Origin of the sequence: Polaribacter sp. PL03 (assembly GCF_033875165.1) — a bacterium.
Taxonomy (GTDB): Bacteria; Bacteroidota; Bacteroidia; order Flavobacteriales; family Flavobacteriaceae; genus Polaribacter.
Map to the genome: position 1 here is coordinate 141,329 of NZ_JAWZSV010000003.1, position 21,177 is coordinate 162,505.

Annotated in this window: 20 protein-coding genes; 13 read left to right on the forward strand and 7 right to left on the reverse strand. The window is 29.7% G+C overall.

Translation table 11 applies throughout. The annotated features are described in order from the left end of the window. Nucleotide 1: 1 nt before the first annotated feature. From SHK09_RS06795 to SHK09_RS06805, 3 genes are all read right to left on the reverse strand, one after another. Nucleotides 2-520 carry a thioredoxin family protein gene (locus SHK09_RS06795; protein ID WP_319810029.1) on the reverse strand — a complete coding sequence of 173 codons (519 nt, stop codon included), beginning with the start codon at nt 518-520 and terminating at the stop codon, nt 2-4. 135 nt (nt 521-655) lie between these two features. After that, nucleotides 656-2,200, reverse strand: a complete 1,545-nt coding sequence (locus SHK09_RS06800) for an oligopeptide:H+ symporter (protein ID WP_319810030.1) — start codon at nt 2,198-2,200, stop codon at nt 656-658. Between the two features lie 10 nt (nt 2,201-2,210). Next, nucleotides 2,211-4,406 carry a S9 family peptidase gene (locus tag SHK09_RS06805; protein WP_319810031.1) on the reverse strand — a complete coding sequence of 732 codons (2,196 nt, stop codon included), beginning with the start codon at nt 4,404-4,406 and terminating at the stop codon, nt 2,211-2,213. Nucleotides 4,407-4,548: 142 nt separating this feature from the next. Between SHK09_RS06805 and SHK09_RS06810 the strand changes: the two genes are divergently transcribed. The 6 genes from SHK09_RS06810 to SHK09_RS06835 are packed head-to-tail and all read left to right on the forward strand — an operon-like array spanning nt 4,549 to nt 9,586. Continuing rightward, nucleotides 4,549-6,276: a hydroxymethylglutaryl-CoA reductase, degradative gene (locus SHK09_RS06810; protein ID WP_319810032.1), complete on the forward strand. Its 1,728-nt coding sequence runs from the start codon at nt 4,549-4,551 to the stop codon at nt 6,274-6,276. After that, nucleotides 6,276-7,202 (forward strand): GYDIA family GHMP kinase, encoded by a 927-nt coding sequence (locus tag SHK09_RS06815; protein ID WP_319810033.1) that lies wholly within the window; start codon nt 6,276-6,278, stop codon nt 7,200-7,202. Before SHK09_RS06810 ends, SHK09_RS06815 begins: the two co-directional genes overlap by 1 nt. Nucleotides 7,203-7,211: 9 nt before the next feature. Continuing rightward, entirely contained in the window at nt 7,212-8,420 is a 1,209-nt protein-coding gene (locus SHK09_RS06820; protein ID WP_319810034.1) for an NAD(P)/FAD-dependent oxidoreductase, read from the forward strand. 18 nt (nt 8,421-8,438) lie between these two features. Further along, nucleotides 8,439-8,993: a thioredoxin family protein gene (locus tag SHK09_RS06825; protein ID WP_319810035.1), complete on the forward strand. Its 555-nt coding sequence runs from the start codon at nt 8,439-8,441 to the stop codon at nt 8,991-8,993. Nucleotides 8,994-9,009: 16 nt separating this feature from the next. Further along, entirely contained in the window at nt 9,010-9,336 is a 327-nt protein-coding gene (locus SHK09_RS06830) for a nucleotide pyrophosphohydrolase (RefSeq protein ID WP_319810036.1), read from the forward strand. Nucleotide 9,337: 1 nt separating this feature from the next. Then, complete coding sequence (locus SHK09_RS06835; RefSeq protein ID WP_319810037.1) at nt 9,338-9,586, forward strand: hypothetical protein; 249 nt, start codon at nt 9,338-9,340, stop codon at nt 9,584-9,586. A 1-nt stretch (nt 9,587) separates the two neighbouring features. On the opposite strand, the gene SHK09_RS06840 is transcribed toward SHK09_RS06835, so the two are convergent. Next, a complete protein-coding gene (locus SHK09_RS06840; RefSeq protein ID WP_319810038.1) occupies nt 9,588-10,205 on the reverse strand; it encodes a type IV pili methyl-accepting chemotaxis transducer N-terminal domain-containing protein in 618 nt (205 codons plus the stop codon). A 234-nt stretch (nt 10,206-10,439) separates the two neighbouring features. Here SHK09_RS06840 and SHK09_RS06845 point away from each other — a divergent pair, with 234 nt between their 5' ends. The 5 genes from SHK09_RS06845 to SHK09_RS06865 all read left to right on the forward strand — a co-directional run bounded on the left by SHK09_RS06845 (nt 10,440) and on the right by SHK09_RS06865 (nt 15,930). After that, the gene (locus tag SHK09_RS06845) at nt 10,440-11,669 is read left to right on the forward strand and encodes a 3-phosphoshikimate 1-carboxyvinyltransferase (RefSeq protein ID WP_319810039.1); all 1,230 of its coding nucleotides are present in this window, start codon (nt 10,440-10,442) and stop codon (nt 11,667-11,669) included. Nucleotides 11,670-11,741: 72 nt separating this feature from the next. Further along, nucleotides 11,742-12,791, forward strand: a complete 1,050-nt coding sequence (gene queA / locus SHK09_RS06850) for a tRNA preQ1(34) S-adenosylmethionine ribosyltransferase-isomerase QueA (protein ID WP_319810040.1) — start codon at nt 11,742-11,744, stop codon at nt 12,789-12,791. 67 nt (nt 12,792-12,858) lie between these two features. After that, a complete protein-coding gene (gene rlmN / locus SHK09_RS06855) occupies nt 12,859-13,899 on the forward strand; it encodes a 23S rRNA (adenine(2503)-C(2))-methyltransferase RlmN (protein WP_319810041.1) in 1,041 nt (346 codons plus the stop codon). Between the two features lie 70 nt (nt 13,900-13,969). Beyond that, nucleotides 13,970-14,947 carry a polyprenyl synthetase family protein gene (locus SHK09_RS06860; RefSeq protein ID WP_319810042.1) on the forward strand — a complete coding sequence of 326 codons (978 nt, stop codon included), beginning with the start codon at nt 13,970-13,972 and terminating at the stop codon, nt 14,945-14,947. A 2-nt stretch (nt 14,948-14,949) separates the two neighbouring features. Continuing rightward, entirely contained in the window at nt 14,950-15,930 is a 981-nt protein-coding gene (locus SHK09_RS06865; RefSeq protein WP_319810043.1) for a class I SAM-dependent methyltransferase, read from the forward strand. Here the strand turns inward: SHK09_RS06865 and SHK09_RS06870 are convergent. Continuing rightward, entirely contained in the window at nt 15,927-17,435 is a 1,509-nt protein-coding gene (locus SHK09_RS06870) for a GH3 auxin-responsive promoter family protein (protein ID WP_319810044.1), read from the reverse strand. The genes SHK09_RS06865 and SHK09_RS06870 overlap by 4 nt on opposite strands. Before the next feature lie 82 nt (nt 17,436-17,517). On the opposite strand from SHK09_RS06870, the gene SHK09_RS06875 reads away from it, so the two are divergent. Together SHK09_RS06875 and SHK09_RS06880 are read left to right on the forward strand one after the other, a co-directional pair. Next, nucleotides 17,518-18,309 carry a DUF2797 domain-containing protein gene (locus tag SHK09_RS06875; RefSeq protein WP_319810045.1) on the forward strand — a complete coding sequence of 264 codons (792 nt, stop codon included), beginning with the start codon at nt 17,518-17,520 and terminating at the stop codon, nt 18,307-18,309. Nucleotides 18,310-18,359: 50 nt separating this feature from the next. After that, nucleotides 18,360-19,313: a carbon-nitrogen hydrolase family protein gene (locus tag SHK09_RS06880; protein ID WP_319810046.1), complete on the forward strand. Its 954-nt coding sequence runs from the start codon at nt 18,360-18,362 to the stop codon at nt 19,311-19,313. On the opposite strand, the gene SHK09_RS06885 is transcribed toward SHK09_RS06880, so the two are convergent. Both SHK09_RS06885 and SHK09_RS06890 read right to left on the reverse strand, forming a co-directional pair. Further along, complete coding sequence (locus SHK09_RS06885; protein ID WP_319810047.1) at nt 19,310-20,119, reverse strand: HAD family hydrolase; 810 nt, start codon at nt 20,117-20,119, stop codon at nt 19,310-19,312. The genes SHK09_RS06880 and SHK09_RS06885 overlap by 4 nt on opposite strands. A gap of 3 nt (nt 20,120-20,122) precedes the next feature. Continuing rightward, entirely contained in the window at nt 20,123-21,151 is a 1,029-nt protein-coding gene (locus SHK09_RS06890; RefSeq protein WP_319810048.1) for a LacI family DNA-binding transcriptional regulator, read from the reverse strand. Nucleotides 21,152-21,177: the final 26 nt, after the last annotated feature.

A 21,177-nucleotide genomic window follows, 5' to 3' on the forward strand; every position in this document is an offset into this window, starting at 1 on the left:
CTTATAAATTACTTTTAAAGTTGTTTTCGAAATCTTTCCACTTATTAGTTTTATAGTTGTCTAAAGAGTAATACCCTAATATTTTTTCAAACATTTTTTTATCTAAATACCCAGGAATATTCTGAATCAATTCTTCTGTTTCTGTAAGAAAAGTTGTTGTAGGATAAGATAATTTTCCAGATAATAAAGTTGCTGGTAGTTGATGAAAACCTCTTCTTCCGTTTTTTTGAAATTTAAAGGTTTGTCCTTTATAAATAATATCTTTTTTTTCTTCACCATCTAACTTAACGGCGTAAAAATTATCGTTTATTGCTTTTATAATTGTTTTGTTGCTGTAAGTTTCAATATCCATTTTTTTACAATATCCACACCAATCAGTATACACATCTATTAAAATAGGTTTTGGGTTCTTTTTATTTAATGCAATTGCTTCTTCAAACGATAACCACTTAATGGTGTCTTGTGCTTTTGTATTTATAGTAAATAATGTTACTGTTAAGATAAATAGTAATTTCCTCATAATATGTATTGTCGCAAATGTTGTTTCAAATTTACAAATAAAGTTCTTTAATTGTATCTAAGTTATTAGTTTTAAGGCATAAAAAAACCTCATAAATTTTAGTGTATGAGGTTTTTAAATTTTTATAGAATTTAGTTAATGTACGTTACCCATTAATTTTTTCATTAAAGGAGATAGAACAATAACAATAGCTCCAGCTCCTAAAGCATACATTGCAATTAACTCGAATCCGTCTGTATATATAGCTAAGGTATCTAAGCCACCAACATTAGCATCTGTACTTTCTACTGCTAATTGTTTAGAAATAAAACCTACAATTTGAAAAGCATATGCAGAAGATAAGAACCAAATTCCCATCATAAACGCAATAATTTTTTTAGGCGATAAATCTGTTATTTTAGATAAACCCACAGGAGACATAAAAAGTTCTCCTATAGAAAGTATTAAGTACATAACTAATAAATAAGCGAAAGGTACCATTCCGTTTTCATCTGCATTTCCTTTACTCATTGCTAAGATGTAGAAACTAATACCAGCTAATATTAAACCAAAACCAAATTTATATGGTGTTCTTGGGTTTATGTTTTTCTTAGATAAATAAGCCCATAATAAAGAAATTGGTATTGCTAGAATAATTATAAACATAGAGTTTAATGAATTCGTCTGACTAGCAGTCATAATACCATCTAAAGCAACATTTCTAGAGGCAAATAAAGTAATTACACTTCCAGATAATTCATGAAAACCCCAAAATAAAGTCATGAAAAAAGTAATTAAAATTGCCATAAACAATTTCTTTCTTTGTTCTAAATCTACACCTGCTAAGATTTTAATTAAATAAATTGCAATTGCAATTCCAATAGCAAGAAAGATTAAACCTACTAAGTTTTTTTCACCTATTAAGAAAGTATCTTCTGATGTAATAGATTTGTATGAAGCTAAAATAAAAGCGATTAAAGGAACACAAAGTGTAGCAACTATTGGAATAAAAGTTTTTTGAGGTATTCCTACCATTTTCTTTTCATAAAGTTCTTTACTTGGTGGCATACCTTTGTCTCCAAAAACATTCTTTTTAATTCCGCTCCAAAAGAAAATTAAACCAGCCATCATTCCAATTCCAGCCAAACCAAAACCATAATGGTAACCATATTTTACAGCTAACCAGCCACAAAGTAAAGGCGCAATCCAACCACCAATATTAATACCCATATAAAAAATAGTAAAACCAGAATCTTTTCTTACGTCACCGTCTTTATATAAAGCGCCAACAAAAGTAGAAATGTTTGGTTTAAAGAATCCGTTTCCTACAATAATAAATGCCAGAGCTAAGAAAAAAGCAATGTCATTTTCAACGGCTAAAACAAAATGACCAATAGCCATTAGAATTCCACCTAAAAATATTGAACTTCGCATTCCTAATATTTTATCAGAGATTTGACCTCCAATAACTGTAGATGCGTATACTAAAGAACCATAAGAAGCATATACTGCTGCGGTAGCGTAATCTCTATTTGATAAAGATTTAAATATTTCTTCAACCATATAAAGCGTTAATAACGCTCTCATTCCATAGAAACTAAAACGTTCCCACATTTCTGCAAAAAATAAGTAAAATAATCCCTTAGGATGACCGAACAATTGCGGGTCTTCTGTAGTTGTACTAACTCCCTTGTCTAACATATATAATTGTTTATTTTGTTGATTTATTAATTAAATGCGTTTCTACAAAATTAGTCATTTTTGTATATAAATTTAAACGCATATTTTTTCCTTTGTAAATTCCGTGAGTTCTGTCTGGTACAATAAACATATCGAATTGTTTATTCGCTTCTACCAAGGCATTTATCATTCTGTAACTATTCTGTACATGAACATTATCATCACCAGTTCCATGAACCAATAAGTAATTTCCTTCTAATTTATCTGCATAGTTTATAGGAGAATTATCGTCATAACCGCTCGCGTTCTCTTGCGGAGTTTGCATGTAGCGTTCTGTATAAACAGAATCATAAAAGCGCCATGAAGTTACAGGTGCAACTGCAATAGCTGTAGAAAAGATATCACTTCCTTTTAATAAACAGTTAGAGCTCATAAAACCACCAAAAGACCAACCCCAAATACCAATATTGTCTTTATCTATATAAGAAAGTTCTGCTAATTTTTTTGCTGATGAAATTTGATCTTCAACTTCATATTTACCTAATTCTTTTTGAGTCACTTTTTTAAAGTCTCTACCTTTTAAACCAGTTCCACGTCCATCAATACAGACAATAATCATTCCTTTTTGTGCCAACATATTATGCCAGTAATCATTACCAGCATTCCATTTATTTCCTACTTGTTGAGATCCCGGACCTGAATATTGAAACATCAATAATGGGTATTTCTTATTCTCATCAAAATCTAAAGGTTTAATCATCCACATATTTAACTCATTTCCATTTATAGAAATCGTAGAAAATTCTTTTTTACTCATCTTGTAGTCTGATAAGTTTTTCTTTAAACCTTCATTATCTTTTATAACCTTTAGCATTTCTCCTTCCGCAGTAAATAAAGAATAGATTGGTGGTATTTCTGAAGAAGAAAAAGTATTGATAAAGTAGTTTAAGTTTTTACTAAATGACGCTGTATTTGTACCTTCTTTATTGCTTAATGCTTTTTTATCATTACCATCTAAACCAATAGAATAAACGCCTCTATTTGTAGAACCATTTTCTACAGATTGGTAATAAATAGTTTTTTTGTCTTTATTATAACCGTAGTAGTTGGTTACTTCCCAACTTCCTTTTGTTATTTGATTGATTAACTTTCCAGAAAAATCATAATGATAAATGTGATTAAATCCGTCTTTTTCACTTGTCCAAATAAAGCTATTATCGTTTAAAAAAGTAAGGTTATCTGTAACGTCTACGTATGCTTTATCTGTTTCTTCTAATAATATACTAGCATTATTTCTTAATGCATTTACTTTATGTAATTTTAAATTATCTTGATGACGGTTTAAGGTTGTTGCAATTAAAATGTCTGCATCGTTAGACCATTTAATTCTTGGAATGTACTCATAATCTCCTAACGCAACTTTCTTGGTGTTTTTAGAAGAAAGTGTATACATGTGTAAAGTTACTTCTGCATTTTTTTCTCCTGCTTTAGGATATTTAAAAACTTGTTGATTAGGGTAATTTCCATTACCAACAATATCCATAGAAAATGTAGGTACATTAGATTCGTCGAAACGTAAAAAAGCTAAATACTTACTGTTTTTACTCCATTCGAAAGCTCTTACAAAAGCAAATTCTTCTTCATAAACCCAATCTGTAATACCATTTATAATACTATTTTTTTTACCGTCTTTTGTAATTTGAGTTACTTTGTTAGCTACTAAATTTTTAATAAAAAGATTGTTGTCTTTGGCATAAGCAACTTTTTTATTATCAGGAGAAAAAACAGGTTCTTGTATATCTTTACCTAATAAGGTTAGTTTTTTAGAAGCAATATCATACCCATAAAAATTACCGGTAAAAGAACGTCTAAATATCTTTTTAAAATTAGTTCCTAAGATAATTTTGGTTTCATCATCATTAAAACTATAAGAAGAAAAACCCTCTAAATCTTTTAAATCGTTACTGCTTACTATAGTTTCAATTTTCTCTAATGTTTTGTAACTGTATTTATCTACAGTTGTATTTCCTGCATCATCAGTATTTAATAAAGAATAGAAATCTCCATTCATAGAATTTAATGCGTTCATTCCTTTTGCAGAAAATGTGCCGTCCCAAATCTCTGTTAAGGTAATTTCTTTAAGTCCGCTTGTATAATTTGTCACTGTAGTGGTTTTTTTGCAACTAGCAAATAAAATAATAGTTGCTAAAATGAAGGTTTGTTTCATTATAGACATCGTTTTAATAAAAGTTTGTCAAGTTTACGTAAAAATCCGCAAAAAATGTTTTAAAAAAAGAGAAATCTTGAATATCCTGTAATGTTTTAACAGATTGAATTATATTTGTTCTTGATAGATTATAGAATAAGAAATGAGTAAGAAAATATCTGGTTTTTCTAAGTTTACGAAAGAGGAAAAAATAAGTTGGTTAGCAGAGAATTATTTTAATGATAATTCAGCTGTAATTAAGACTATAAAGCAATATTGGAATGACGACGAGAAATTGCAACAATTACATGACGATTTTATAGAAAACACCATTTCTAATTTCTATTTACCAATGGGTGTTGCGCCAAATTTTTTAATAAATGGCGAAGAATATGTAATACCAATGGTTACAGAAGAAAGTTCTGTAGTTGCTGCAGCTTCTCTTGTTGCTAAGTTTTGGAGTACTAAAGGTGGTTTTAAAACAACTGTTTTAGGAACAACTAAAATTGGGCAAGTGCATTTTATGTTTGCAGGCAATAAAGAACATTTAGAAAACTATTTTAATAAAAATAAAACAGAATTATATGCTGCAACAGCTTCCATTACAAGAAATATGGAAAAACGTGGTGGCGGAATTTTAGATATAAAATTAGTTGACAAAACAGATAAGTTAGAAAATTACTATCAATTGCATATCACCTTTGAAACGAAAGATTCTATGGGTGCAAATTTTATAAACTCTTGTTTAGAAGCTATTGCGTCTAAATTTAGAAATGATGAAATTGAAATTGTAATGAGTATTTTATCTAATTACGTGCCAGAATGTTTGGTAAGAGCAGAGGTAAGTTGTAAGATTGAGGATTTAGGTGGAGCAAATCCGCAGAAATTTGCAGAGAAATTTTACCAAGCAGTAAAAATTGCAGAAATAGAACCTTACAGAGCAGTTACCCATAACAAAGGAATTATGAATGGTGTTGATGCTGTAGTAATAGCAACTGGTAACGATTTTAGAGCCGTAGAAGCAGGCGTACATGCATATGCAGCACGTTCTGGCAATTATACAAGTTTATCTCATTGTACAATTAACAATGGCGTTTTTAAGTTTTGGGTAGATATGCCTTTAGCTTTAGGAACTGTTGGTGGCATTACAGCTTTACATCCTTTAGCTAAGTTGTCTTTAGAAATGTTACAAAAACCGTCTGCTAAAGAGTTAATGCAAATTATTGCAACGGCAGGTTTAGCACAAAATTTTGCTGCATTAAGAGCTTTAACAACAAAAGGAATTCAGCATGGGCATATGAAAATGCATTTGCAAAATATCTTAAATCAGTTAGAAGCAAACAAAGTAGAGAAAGAAAAAATAACTACTTATTTCGATGGAAAAACAGTTTCTCATGCAGCAGTTGTTTCTAAGTTTGAAGAGTTAAGAAAAGAACAAGTAAGTTGGGTAGATTTTACAAATAAACAACATGTAATAAATTTACTTTCGAATTTAAAAACAGATTCGAAACCACTTTTTGGTAAAATGAATGGACAACAAATGGTAGAACATTTAAGTCTTTTAGTAAAAATTTCTAATGGTAAAGTAGCAGCAGATTCTTTTGTAGACGAAGATAAATCTCAAAGAAGAAAATTATTTTTAAATACAGAAGCAGAGTTACAAGTTGGTTTTAAATCGTCTATGTTATCTGAAGAGCCTTACCCAGTAAAATTTACAACAATTAAAGAATCTGTAGACGATTTAGTTTTACAAATAGATAATTTCGAAGCGCATTTTAAAATAGTTACATCTGAAAATCATCCGTTTTTTGGTGAGTTAGATTCTAATTATTGGAAAAAATTCCATGTAAAACATTTTACACATCACTTTAAACAATTTGGTTTAATCTAATGAATTATTATTCAAACGGAAAGCTTTTATTAACAGGAGAATACTTGGTGTTAGACGGCGCAAAATCGTTAGCCTTACCAACAAAATTTGGACAAGATTTAGTTGTAGAAAAAATAAAAGAGAAGCAATTAATTTGGGGTAGTTTTACACATACAGGCAAATGTTGGTTTGAAGCAGTATTCGACTTGCCAAAATTACGCTTGGTAAGTTGTACATTTAGTTCAAATAAAGAAGGAAATGCAGAGTTTATTGCAGAAACGTTGCTAGATATTTTACAGGAAGCAAAAAAAGTTAATCCAGCTTTTTTAAGCTCAGAAAATGGTTTTGTAGTAAAAACAAACCTTACGTTTCCAAGAAATTGGGGTTTAGGTACGTCTTCTACTTTAGTAAACTCTATTGCAAGTTGGGCAAATGTAGACGCTTTTCAATTATTATGGAACTCTTTTAAAGGAAGTGGTTATGATATTGCTTGCGCACAAAATAATGAGCCAATATTTTATCAAATAGAAAATAAAAAACCTGTGGTAACACAAGTAGAATTCAATCCTGTTTTTAAAGAAAATTTATTTTTTGTGCATTTGAATGAGAAACAAGATTCTAAAGAAGGTATTGCTAAGTTTAGAGAAAGCGGACTTAATTTTAACAATGAAATAGCAACAATTTCTAGTATTTCTGATGCATTTTTAGAAGCTAGTTCAATTATAGATTTTAATAAGTTAATTGTAGAACACGAACAAATTATTAGTTCTATTATTAAATTAAAACCAGTAAAAGAAAAGTTATTCTCTAATTATTTTGGAGAAATAAAAAGTTTAGGTGCTTGGGGTGGCGATTTTGTTATGGTAACAGGAAATGAAGAAACACCAAAGTATTTTAAAAATAAAGGGTACGAAACAATTCTTTCGTATTCAGAAATGATTTTATAAAAGTAACAAATGAAGAAAATAGTAATTATTGGAGGTGGAGCAGCAGGATATTTTACAGCAATTAATGCGAAAGAAAATAATTCTGATTTAGATATTACTATTCTTGAAAAAGGAAAAGATGTCTTACAAAAAGTAAAGATTTCTGGTGGAGGAAGATGTAATGTTACACACGCATGTTTCGAGCCAAAAGAGTTGGTTAAGTTTTATCCAAGAGGAGAAAAAGAATTACTAGGCCCTTTTCATCAATTTATGACAGGCGATACTTTCGAATGGTTTGATGATAGAGGTGTTCCTTTGAAAATTGAAAACGATAATCGCGTTTTTCCGGAAGCAAATACTAGTCAGGCAATAATAGATTGTTTTCAAAAAGCAGTAGATAATTTAGGCATAAAAGTCTTAACTAACTGTGGTGTAAACTCGGTAACTCAAAAAGATAATATATGGCTCGTTAATACTAAAGAACAAGTTTTCGAGGCAGACCAATTAGTAATTGCTGCAGGAAGTTCTAAAAAAGTATGGGAATTGTGTGAAACATTAGATCACTCTGTGATAGAACCTGTGCCTTCTTTATTCACTTTTAATATTAATGATAAAAGATTAGTAGATTTATTAGGAACCTCTGTGCCTAATGCAACTGTAAATATATCTGGAACAAAATTAGAAGCATCTGGACCTTTATTAATTACGCATTGGGGAATGAGTGGACCTGCAATTTTAAAACTATCTGCTTTTGGTGCTAGAATCTTAGCAGACAAAAATTACCAATACAATGTAGAGGTAAATTGGTTGTCTAGACCAACAGATAAAGTTTTAAATGTTTTATTAAATTTAAAAAAGAAAGAACCTAGAAAAACTGTTATTTTAAAATCTCCATTTACCGAAGTTTCTAGAAGATTATGGGAACGTTTTGTGTTGTTTTCAGATATTGATAAAACCCAGAATTGGGCAGATTTAAACAGTGCACAATTAGAAAAGTTAGCAAATCAGTTAACAAAAGGTATTTACAATGCAAATGGTAGAACTACTTTTAAAGATGAGTTTGTAACTGCAGGAGGAATCGATTTAAAAGAAATTAATTTCAAACGTTTTGAGAGCAAGAAGCATAATAACTTGTTTTTTGTAGGAGAAGTTTTAAATATTGATGCTGTAACTGGTGGTTTTAACTTTCAGAATGCTTGGACAGGTGGTTTTATTTGTGCAAAAGCATTAGCAGAATAATTTTAAAAGAATAATAATATGGCTAGAGCAGAATCTAACGAATTTTTAACAGGAAAAAAAGCACCAGATTTTAGGTTGATAAATGCTATAGATAATAAAATGGTTTCTTTAACCGAAGCAAAAGGTGATAAAGGAACTGTAATTATGTTTATCTGTAACCATTGTCCGTTTGTAATTCATGTAAATAGTGAATTGGTAAAAATGGCAAATGATTATAAAGAAAAAGGAATTAAATTTATAGCAATTAGTTCTAATGAAATAGAAAATTATCCTCAAGATGCACCAGAGTTTATGAAACAAGTTGCAGAAGAAGAAAAATATACTTTTCCTTATTTGTTTGACGAAACACAAGAAGTAGCAAAAGCTTATGATGCAGCTTGTACACCAGATTTTTATGTTTTTAATGCAGATTTAAAAGCAGTTTATCATGGGCAATTAGATAATTCTAGACCAGGAAATGGTAAGCCATTAACAGGGCAAGACATAAGGACTTCTTTAGATAATTTAGTACACAATAAAGCAGTTGTAGAAAATCAAAAACCTAGTGTAGGTTGTGGTATAAAATGGAAATAATTTTTTGACAAGAAAAATGAATATAGAAAACGCACAAAAACAAGTAGACGATTGGATTAAAAACCATGGTGTTCGTTATTTTAACGAATTAACAAATATGGCGCAATTAACAGAAGAAGTTGGTGAAGTTGCAAGAATTATTGCAAGGCGTTATGGTGAACAGAGTGAAAAAGAATCTGATAAGAATAAAGATTTAGGCGAAGAATTGGCAGATGTAATGTTTGTTGTATTATGTTTGGCAAATCAAACAGGTATCGATTTACAAGATGCTTTTGAGAAGAAATTAGATATTAAAACAGAACGCGATCACGATCGTCATCACAATAATAAAAAATTAAAATAGAATGACTTTTATAGAAAAAACGAAACAACCACTTTTTTGGAGTAATGTTGCCAAAGTAGCAATTCCATTCTTTATTATGGTAACTTTAATTTCATTATTAATGAATAGTTGGAGAGATATTTTTGCAGGTGATTTTGCAAAAGTAAATCAAGTTAATTTTGCGGATGGAAAATGGATGAGTTTTTGGGGATTAAAAGTTTTTTTAAGTGCCTTTTACGGTTTGTATGTAACTAACAAGAAAATGAAATAATTTACGCTATATCTGCTATTTTCTTTGCCTTCGTTTTAAAAAGAGGAACAATAATAAAAAATAGTGCGTAAATTAATAAAAGAAGTGTTGTTGCATTAAAGATCAATTGCATCTTTTCAAAGTTATCAATCTTGTGTTCAGAAATTCTTTGGTATTCTTGCACAATTTTATCCATAGAAACTAAAAAAGTACCTTCATTACTTTTAACAGTAGTAAGAAAATTATTAAATAACTGTTCGTTATTAGCATCGTTTATAATCTCTAACGATGCTTTTTCTATTTTGCTAAAATATAGCTGGTTCGTTTTATATAGTTCTTCTAAATACGGGTTTTCGTAAAAATCTAAATCGATATGATTAATGTAGTAATTCCCGCTATTAAAATCATTAAAAGTAGTTATATAATCTTCTAATTTACTTTCGAAATTAGATGTATTTCTCGCTTCGTCTGCATATAGAGCTAGTTTTATTAATTTCTGACTAAACATTCTTTGTTTTCCTGCTTTGTTAATAATTTCGGCATCATAATATTGCCTTTTTATATCAAAGTGAAAAATAACTTGGTTAGATACAACTAGAATTATAAAACATATAAATGTTAGAATAACTTTTCTTTTCATTATTGGGGGTTTTGTGCGCAAAATAGAAATTAATTATCATTTGTGGGTGCTATTTTTTAAGTTAAAAGTACTTTTTTTAGAAATTTGACATTTTTTAAGCTGTTTTATTACATATAAAATACTGGCAAGAAACTTTGTTAGCATTTTTTTGTGCATTAACTTTGACATTTACAGATTTAGCTATTTACTAGTTATAATTTGAGGTTTAAAATAAAATTAAAAGCAGTTTTTAGAATGGATATATTGTTAAATGTTTTAGCGGATAAGAAAATAAAGGAAGAAATTACAATATCTGGTTCTAAAAGTGAATCGAATAGATTATTGATTTTACAGAACTTGTTTCCAGAGATTTCTATCGAAAACTTGTCAGATTCAGATGATTCTATTCACATGCAGCATGCACTTTCTACAAGCGAAGAAACTGTAGATATTGGTCATGCAGGTACTGCAATGCGTTTTTTAACATCTTATTTTGCTGTAAAAAGTGAGAGAGAAGTTGTTTTAACGGGTTCTCATAGAATGCAAAATAGACCTATAGAAATTTTAGTAAATGCTTTAAGAGATTTAGGGGCAGAAATTATTTACGAAGATAAAGTTGGGTATCCTCCAATTAGAATTAAAGGAAAAAATATTACTAAAAGTAAAGTTGCAATTAACGGTAATGTTAGTAGCCAATATATTTCTTCTTTATTATTAATAGCGTCTAAACTAAAAAATGGTTTAGAAATAGAGTTGTTAGGTAAAATTACTTCGATACCGTATATTAATATGACGTTAAGTTTATTAAATCAATTAGAAATTGAAACGAGTTTCGAAGAGAATATCATAAAAGTACATCCAAAGAAAACAATAGAAAAACAAACGGTTGTTGTAGAGTCAGATTGGTCTTCGGCTAGCTATTTTTACTCAATTGTAGCTTCATCAGAAATTGGTTCTTCGATTAAGTTGTCAGCTTATAAAAAAGAAAGTTTACAAGGAGATTCTAGTTTGGCAGAAATTTACCAACATTTTGGTGTAGAAACTGTTTTCGGAGAGAATTTTATCACTCTAAAAAAAGAAAGAAAAACTAAATTAGAAACGTTAGAAATTAATCTTAAAAATGCGCCAGATATTGCACAAACAATTGTTGTAACGTGTTTTTCTGAAGGAATTTCTTGCAATCTAACAGGTTTACACACTTTAAAAATTAAAGAAACAGATAGATTAGAGGCTTTAAAAGAAGAATTAACAAACTTAGGAGCTTCAATTTCTGTAACAAATGAAAGTTTACACTTAGAGAAATCATCTGTAATAAACAAGAATATTTCTATTAAAACTTACAACGATCATAGAATGGCAATGGCCTTTGCACCTTTGGCATTAAGAGTTCCTATAAAAATTTTAAATGCTGAAGTAGTAACAAAATCATTCCAGAAATTTTGGAAAGATATGCAACAAATTGGTATTAAGGTAGTAGAACTTTAAATTAAAAGGCAAAACACTTGACAACGCCTATTCCGATATCGTATATTTGCAGCTTTTAGAAGATATACATATATGAAATTATCGCATTTTGAATTTGAGTTACCAGAAGAATTGTTAGCAACGTACCCTGCTGAACATAGAGATGAATCTCGTTTAATGGTTTTGAATAAAGCTGATGGAACTATCGAGCACAAACAATTTAAAGATGTTATAAATTACTTCGATGAAGGTGATGTTATGATGTTGAATAACACCAAGGTTTTTCCTGCAAGAATGTTTGGAAACAAAGAAAAAACGGGTGCTAGAATTGAAGTTTTCTTATTAAGAGAATTAAATGCTGAAAATAGATTATGGGATGTATTGGTAGATCCAGCAAGAAAAATTAGAATTGGAAACAAATTATTTTTTGGTGAAGATGACAGTTTAGTTGCAGAGGTAATAGACAATACAACTTCTAGAGGTAGAACATTACGTTTCTTATTTGACGGTTCTTACGAAGAGTTTAGAGCTAAATTATTAGAACTTGGTCAAACACCATTACCTAAAGCTATTAATAGAGAAGTAGAAGCTTCTGATAAAGAAAGATACCAAACTATTTTTGCAAAGCATGAAGGTGCTGTAGCTGCACCAACTGCAGGTTTACACTTTTCTAAACATTTATTAAAACGTTTAGAAATTAAAGGAGTAGATTTCGCAGAAATGACGTTACATGTTGGTTTAGGAACTTTTAGTGCTGTTGAGGTAGAAGATTTATCGAAGCATAAAATGGATTCTGAACAAATTGTTATTCCTGAAGCAACTGCTACAATGATTAACAAGGCTAAGAAAGAAAAAAGAAGAATTTGTGCCGTTGGTACAACTGTTATGAGAACAGTAGAATCGTCTGTTTCTTCTAAGCAAGAATTAAAAGCATTTGAAGGTTGGACAAATAAATTTATTTTTCCTCCTCATGAGTTTAGTATTGCAACTGCTATGATTACTAATTTTCATGAACCAAAATCTACGTTGCTAATGCAAGCAGCAGCTTTTGGTGGGTATGATTTTGTAATGGAGGCATACAAAGTAGCTATTAAAGAAGGTTATAAATTCTCTACTTACGGAGATGCTATGCTAATTATATAATTCAATTTTTTATTGAAACACTAAAACCTCGCATTTTTAATGCGAGGTTTTGTATTTTTGCAATCTAATGGAAGTAAAAAAAAGAGACATAAGAGCATTAACAAAAGAAGAATTAAGATTCTTTTTTGTTGAAAATAACGATAAAGCTTTTCGTGGTAATCAGGTTTATGAATGGCTTTGGAGCAAGTCTTTACATACATTTGAAGATATGACAAACATTTCTAAGGAAACTAGAGAAATGTTAGAAGCAAATTTTGTAATCAACCATATTAAGGTAGATTCCATGCAGAAAAGTAATGATGGCACTATAAAAAACGGAATTAAACTACACGATGGTTTAGTTGTCGAATCTGTATTAATTCCAACTGAAAAAAGAACTACAGCATGTGTTTCTAGTCAAGTTGGTTGTAGTTTAGATTGTAAATTCTGTGCAACTTCGCGTTTAAAAAGAATGCGTAACCTAAATCCAGATGAGATTTATGATCAAGTTGTAGTTATCGATAAGCAAAGTAGGTTATATCACAATCGTAAATTAACAAACATTGTTTTTATGGGAATGGGAGAACCATTAATGAACTATAAAAATGTAATGAAATCTATAGAGATGATTACTTCACCTGAAGGTTTAGGAATGTCGTCTAAAAGAATTACAGTTTCTACTTCTGGTGTGCCAAAAATGATAAAAATGATGGCAGATGAAGAAGTGAAGTTTAATTTAGCGGTTTCTTTACACTCTGCAATAGATGAAGTTAGAACCTCTATTATGCCGTTTAATGCTACTTTTCCTTTAGTAGATTTAAGAGAATCTTTAGAGTATTGGTATGAGAAAACGGGTAGAGCAATTACTTACGAGTATATTGTTTGGGACGGTATTAACGATAAAAAAGAAGATATAAAGGCATTAGTTGCTTTTTGTAAAGCAGTGCCTTGTAAGGTTAATTTAATAGAATACAATCCTATTGATGATGGTGAGTTTCAACAAGCACATTCTTCTGCAATAAATAATTATATTTCTAATTTAGAAATGCATGATATTACTGTAAACGTAAGAAGAAGTAGAGGTAAAGATATAGACGCAGCTTGTGGGCAATTAGCAAACAAAGCTTAAAAAAATAGCCTCATATGTATTTAAAACATGTGAGGCTTTACTTTAAGTTAAAGATGATAAGTTATAATTTATGAAACCAGTAGAACTTATAAAACTTCCTATTAAAAATGAAATGGAACTCTTTGAAGAGAAGTTCAAAGAATCGATGCTTTCTAAAGTTCCTCTTTTAAATAGAATAACCTATTATATTATTCGTAGAAAAGGAAAACAAATGCGACCAATGTTTGTTTTCTTAGTAGCAAAAATGGTTTCTAATGGCGGTTTCGACGAAAGAACTTATAGAGGAGCTTCTGTGGTCGAATTAATTCATACGGCAACTCTTGTACATGATGATGTAGTAGACGACAGTAATAGGCGCAGAGGTTTTTTCTCTGTAAATGCACTTTGGAAAAATAAAATTGCGGTTCTAGTTGGTGATTTTTTATTATCTAAAGGTTTATTGTTATCTATAGATAATGAAGATTTTGACTTATTAAAATTAATTTCTATTGCTGTTCGCGAAATGAGTGAAGGTGAATTACTTCAAATAGAAAAAGCTAGAAAATTAGATATTACAGAAGATGTTTATTTCGATATTATTAGAAAAAAAACAGCAACTTTAATTGCAGCTTGTTGCGGTATTGGGGCAGCTTCTGTTGGTGCAAACCAAGATTGTGTTAGAAAAATGCGAAAATTTGGCGAGTACATAGGTATTGCTTTTCAGATTAAAGATGATTTATTTGATTATACAGAAACTAATATTGGAAAACCTACAGGAATAGATATTAAAGAGCAAAAAATGACATTGCCTTTAATTTACACTCTAAATAACTGTTCTAAAAAGGAAAAATCTTGGTTAATTAATTCTGTTAAAAAACACAATAAAAATAAAAAAAGAGTAAAAGAAGTAATTGCTTTTGTAAAAGATAATGGAGGTATAGAATATACAACTAATCAAATGAATGATTACAAAAATAAAGCTTTGGCTATTCTAGGAGATTTTCCAGAGTCTGAATATAAAAATTCTTTAATTACAATGATAGATTACGTTGTAGAACGTAAGATTTAAAAATGGCAAAACTTATAACATTAGACGACTTTATAGATACTTACTGCAAATTAATTCAACGAGGTAAGGGTTTTATATTTTCTAAGTTTACGTTTAATAATCTAAGTAGAACAAAAAGTGCGTTTGATAATACTGCTGTAAGTGCCTCTAATTGGTGGATTATTCCTAAAGTAAGACAGCGTTGGAACTTTCTTATTTCTGGCGATAAAAATATTAACTACAAACAGTATCTAGTTTCTAAATATTTAAAAAATCAGAAAAATTTAAAACTTTTATCTTTAGGTTCTGGTGTATGCAGTCATGAGTTAGAATTAGCAGAATACAAAGAGGTTTTTAAAGAAATTACATGTGTAGATATTGCAAGTAACTTATTAGATATTGCAATTGAAAAAGCAAAATCTAATCATTTAAATAATATTAAGTTTATTTGTAAAAGCATTTATGAGTTTGATTTAAAAGAAAATGAATACGATGTTGTTCTGTTTAATTCTTCTTTACATCATTTTGATAATATAGATGTATTGTTATCAGAGAAAATTAAACATACTTTAAAACCAAAAGGGAACTTAATAATTAATGAATTTGTTGGAGCTACAAGGCATCAGTTTTCCAAAGAGCAATTATTAGAGATTAACAGTACTTTAAACATTATTCCTAAAAAATACAGAAGAAGATTTAAAACCAATCTTTATAAAAATCAATTTAGAGGTGTTGGTTTACTTCGTATGATAGTTTCAGACCCGTCTGAGTGTATAGACTCTAGCAGTATAATTCCGTCAGTTCACAAACACTTTACTGTAATAGAAGAAAAAGCGATTGGTGGTAATCTTTTAGCAAATGTTTTAAGAGATATCTCTCATCACTTTTTAGACTTAGATGCAGAAAAAGAACAAGTTTTAGAAAACCTTTTTAAAATAGAAGATAAATTTCTAGAATCAAATTCATCAGATTTTGTTTTAGGTTTCTATGAGAACAAAGCTTAAAGTTTTAATAATTCTTCTATAAATTCTCTAGAATTAGACAATCTTGGTACTTTGTGTTGCCCGCCTAATTTATCTTTTTTCTTTAACCAGCTATAAAATAATCCGTCTTTTGCTTGGTGTACTTTTGGCGCCATTAAAGTAATATTTAAATAGCGTTTTGCTTCATAATCAGAATTTATAGATTTTAAAGCATTGTCTAAAACTTCAGAAAAATAGCCAATACAATCTGGTTTTGTACTAAACTCTATTATCCATTCATGTCCGCCTTTTTCTTTTCCTTGCATAAAAATAGGACCAACAGTATAATCAGAAATTGCAGCATTTGTTTTGTCACAAGCAAGTTTTAAAGCATCTTCAACATTTTCTATATTTAATTCTTCACCAAAAACATTTATGTAATGTTTTGTTCTACCAGTAATTTTAATTCGGTAAGGTTCTATAGAAGTAAAACGGATAGTGTCTCCAATTAAATAGCGCCATAAACCCGCATTTGTAGTTATAATTAAAGCATAATCTACATCCTTTTTTACATCGGCAAGTGTTATTGTTTTAGAGTTTTCTCCGTTATATTCACTCATAGGAATAAACTCATAAAAAATTCCGTAATCTAACATTAACAACAATTCTTTAGAATTATTTATGTCTTGTATTGCAAAAAAACCTTCAGAAGCATTGTATATTTCGTAATATTTAAAATCTACTTTTGGTATTATTTTCTTGTATTGCTCTCTATATGGATTAAAATTTACACCTCCGTGAAAATATACCTCTAAATTTGGCCAGACCTCTAAGATATTTTCTTTTCCAGAACGTTCTAAAACTCTATTAAGTAAAACCAGCATCCAGCTAGGTACGCCTGCTAAACTTGTAATGTTTTCGTTGATAGTTTCATCTATTATTGCATCCATTTTAGTTTCCCAATCGCTCATTAAAGCAACTTCTTGACTGGGAGCAGAGCTAAAATCTGCCCAAAAAGGCATGTTTTCAATAATAATAGCAGACAAATCGCCAAAGTGAGAGCCATTGTCTTGGTAGACTTCAGAACTACCACCTAATCGCAAGCCTTTACCAGTAAATAATTGTGTTTTTGGGTTATTGTTTATGTAATTACACAACATATCTTTACCAGCCTTCATGTGGCAATATTCTAAAGCATCATCAGAAACAGGAATAAATTTACTTTTTGCGTTTGTTGTTCCGCTAGATTTTGCAAACCATTTTATTTCTGAAGGCCAAAATAAATTCTGTTCGCCTCTTCTGCAACGTTCTATTAATGGTTCGAAAGTTTCATATTTTTGAATGGGAACATTTATACAAAAATCTTCATGATTTTTTATACTTGTAAATTTTTTTTCTTTTCCGAATTCTGTGTTTTTTGCAGTATTAACTAGTTTTAATAATAGCTCGTTTTGAACATCAATTGGGTATTTTAAAAATAACTCAATTTGATGTTTTCGTTTCTTCAAAAACCAAGAAATTATAGAATTGATAATCTGAAAAGCCATAGAAATTCGTAAGTTTGTTTTAGGCGATTATAGAACAATTCTTGTTTTATAACCGAAGTTTAAAAATACTAAAATTTGTGCGATGATTTACCAAGGAGTTTTAAAAAAAATGATGACAGAGAATGCAGATGAAATTCAGTATTATTTAGATATGAAAACTGATTTTTTAAACATGAATCAGCTAATAAATAAAGAAATTTCTTTAAGTTTTGTTTCTTATGAATGCTTAAACTGCCATTTAGAAAAACAAATTTACAGACAAGGTTTTTGTAAATCTTGTTTTTTTGATACACCTAATGCGGGTGATTGGATTATGAGACCAGAATTAAGTAAGGCGCACTTAGATGAAGAAGATAGAGATTTAACTTATGAAAAAGCAGTGCAATTACAACCTCACATTGTTTATTTAGCTAATTCGGGAAATGTAAAAGTAGGCGTAACAAGAAAAACACAAGTACCAACACGTTGGATAGATCAAGGAGCACATGAAGCAATAGAAATTGTAGAAGTACCAAATAGATATTTAGCAGGAATTACAGAGGTTGCTTTAAAAGACCATGTTGGCGATAAAACGAATTGGCGTAAAATGCTAAAAAATGATATTGAAGATGTAAACTTGGTAGAGTGGAGAGAAAAACTAAAAGAATTTATACCCGAAGAAGCAAAACAGTATTTTATTGAAAATAATTCTGAAACAAACTTAAAGTTTCCAGTTTTAAAATATCCAGTAAAACCAAAAAGTTTAAATTTAATAAAAACACCAACTTACAAAGGAAAGTTAGTAGGGGTTAAGGGCCAGTATTTAATTTTCGAAGACGAAACAGTATTTAACGTAAGATCTAATGAAGGTTTGGTTGTTTCTGTAGAGGTTTAATTTATAAAGAGATTAAAAAGCAAAGTTCACGTATATAAGCACAAAAAAATATGAAAAACAATTTACTAAAAGTAGCTTTAGCACAAATTTCACCTGTTTGGTTAAACAAAGAAAAGACAATTAAAAAGATAGAGAAATCTATTGTAGATGCTGCTAAAGAAAATTGTGAATTGATTGTTTTCGGTGAGGCATTGTTACCTGGTTATCCGTTTTGGGTTTCTTTAACAAATGGTGCAGAATGGGATTCTAAAACTCAAAAAGAAATTCATGCGCATTATGTTCGTAATTCTATTACGATAGAAAAAGGCGAATTAGATACTGTTTGTAAATTAGCAAAAGATAATAAGATTGCTGTCTATTTAGGTATTATGGAGCGTGCTCAAAATAGAGGCGGACATAGTATTTACGCAACCTTAGTTTATATAAACGAATCAGGAGAAATAAAATCTGTTCATAGAAAACTGCAACCTACTTATGATGAACGTTTAACTTGGGCTCCTGGAGACGGAAATGGTTTACAAGTTCATTCTTTAAAAGAATTTACAGTTGGTGGTTTAAATTGTTGGGAAAATTGGATGCCTTTACCAAGAACTGCGTTGTATGGTCTTGGAGAAAATTTACATATTGCAGTTTGGCCTGGGAGCGATTATAATACAAAAGATATTACTCGTTTTATAGCAAGAGAATCTCGTTCTTTTGTAATTTCTGTTTCTAGTTTAATGGCAAAAACAGATTTTCCAGAAGACACACCGCATTTAGATAAAATATTAGAAAAAGCTCCAGATGTTTTGGCAAACGGAGGTTCTTGTATTGCCTCTCCAGACGGAGAATGGTTGGTTGCACCTGTCTTACACAAAGAAGGTTTAATTATCGAAACCTTAGACTTTAATAGAGTTTTAGAGGAAAGACAAAACTTTGATGTTGTTGGGCATTATTCTAGACCAGATGTAACTAAACTTCATGTAAATAGAGAAAGACAAAGTACGGTTTCTTATGAAGATTAAGAAGTAGTTGCTATTAGTTTTTCTAAGATAGATTCAACACCAAAATCATCATTACTTTTTGTTGCGTAATTTGCAATTTCTGTAATGTCTTTGTGAGCATTTTTCATAGAAAAACTAAAGTTAGCTTCTTTTAACATTTCAATGTCGTTATGGTAATCTCCAAAAGCCATCGTTTCTTCTTTAGATATGTTTAAAAGTTGCTGTACTTCTCTTAAAGCATTCCCTTTATTTGCTTTTTCTGTAGAAATATCTAACCAATTTTTACCAGATACTTTTAATAAATAGTCTTCTTTTAAATGTTTTAATTTAGGATAAATAAATTCTTCTGAAGATGAAAAATGATATACCGCTATCTTAAGAATTGGTATTGTCTTGGCAACTTCCATTAAATCGTTTACTATTTTATAGCTATGATAGTATTCTTGAAATAAACCAATAAAACGATCATCATTACTATCAATATAAGCAGTGTCTTTGGTGCATAAGACAATATTAGTGCTTTCTATATTTCTTAATATTGGTATTATTGCGGTTACTTTTTTTGTGTCTAAAGATTCTAAAAGTAAAATTTCTTTTCCTTTTTTAGCTATTGCTCCGTTTTCTGCAATTATAAAAATCTCATCTTTTATTAATGATAATTTGTCTACAATGCTATTATATTGTCTACCACTTGCAGCACAAAAAAGAATGTTTTTTTTCTGTAGTTTTTTAAAAAGTTCGAAAAAAAGCGGGCTTACTTCGTTTTTAGAGTTTAATAGCGTTCCATCCATATCAGAAACAACTAGTTTTACTTTATTTAAATCCATAAATTAAGATCTCTTGGTAGAATTACGTTCTACTAAATCTGTTTTTATAATTACAGTTTTTGGTGCTTCTTTTACTTCTGCTTTATTCTCTAATCTATCAATTAATAATTTAGCAGCAGTTGCTCCCATTTTTTCTCCATGTTGACTAACAGTTGTCATTTTTGGTTGAGAGTGTCTTGCTAAAATTCCGTTAGAAAAACTAACAACAGCAAAATTTTCTGGTACTTTTAAACCTTTTTTCTGAGCTACTTTCATTGCCGCTATTGCAGAAGACTCATCTGTTGCAATTACAGCATCAATTTCATTTGCAGCAAAAATAGGAGTTAAGATACTTTCGTATTTTTTATAATCATCTTCTTTAATATTTATAATAAGATTGTTATTTACAGGGAAACCTGCTTTTTCTAATCCTTTTAAATACCCTTGATGTCTTTTTTTACCAATTTCTAAATTACTAATAGTAGAAACAAATGCAATGTTCTTACTACCAGATTTTGCTAAGTATTTTACAGTTTTAGAAGCTCCTTTAAAATCATCTGTAATTACTTTATCGCAATTTATAGGTTCTGCAACTCTATCGAACATTACTATTGGCGTTCCATTTTCTAGTATTTCATCACAATGTTTAAAATCATTTTTTAAAATTGTTTCTTCTGCCAAAGAAAGTATAAAACCATCAATACTTCCGTTCGAAAGCATCTCCATAGTTTCTACTTCTTTTGTATAAGATTCATTAGAAATGCAAGAAATTATTTTGTATCCTTTCTCATTTGCTACTTTTTCGATGCCATTAAAAACCTGAGCGAAAAAATAGTTTAACATGTTAGGAATAATAATTCCTATAGTTTTTGTAGACCTATTCTTTAAGCTTAATGCATTAAAATTAGGTTTATAATTGTTCTCTTTCGCGTATTTCTGAATTTTTTCTTTGGTACTTACGCTAATTTCATAACTGTCGTTCAGCGCTTTAGAAACCGTTGAAATGGAAACACTAAATTCTTTAGCTATGTCTTTTATGGTAAGTCTTTTCATATATGGTAAAAAATAAGTCACTAAAA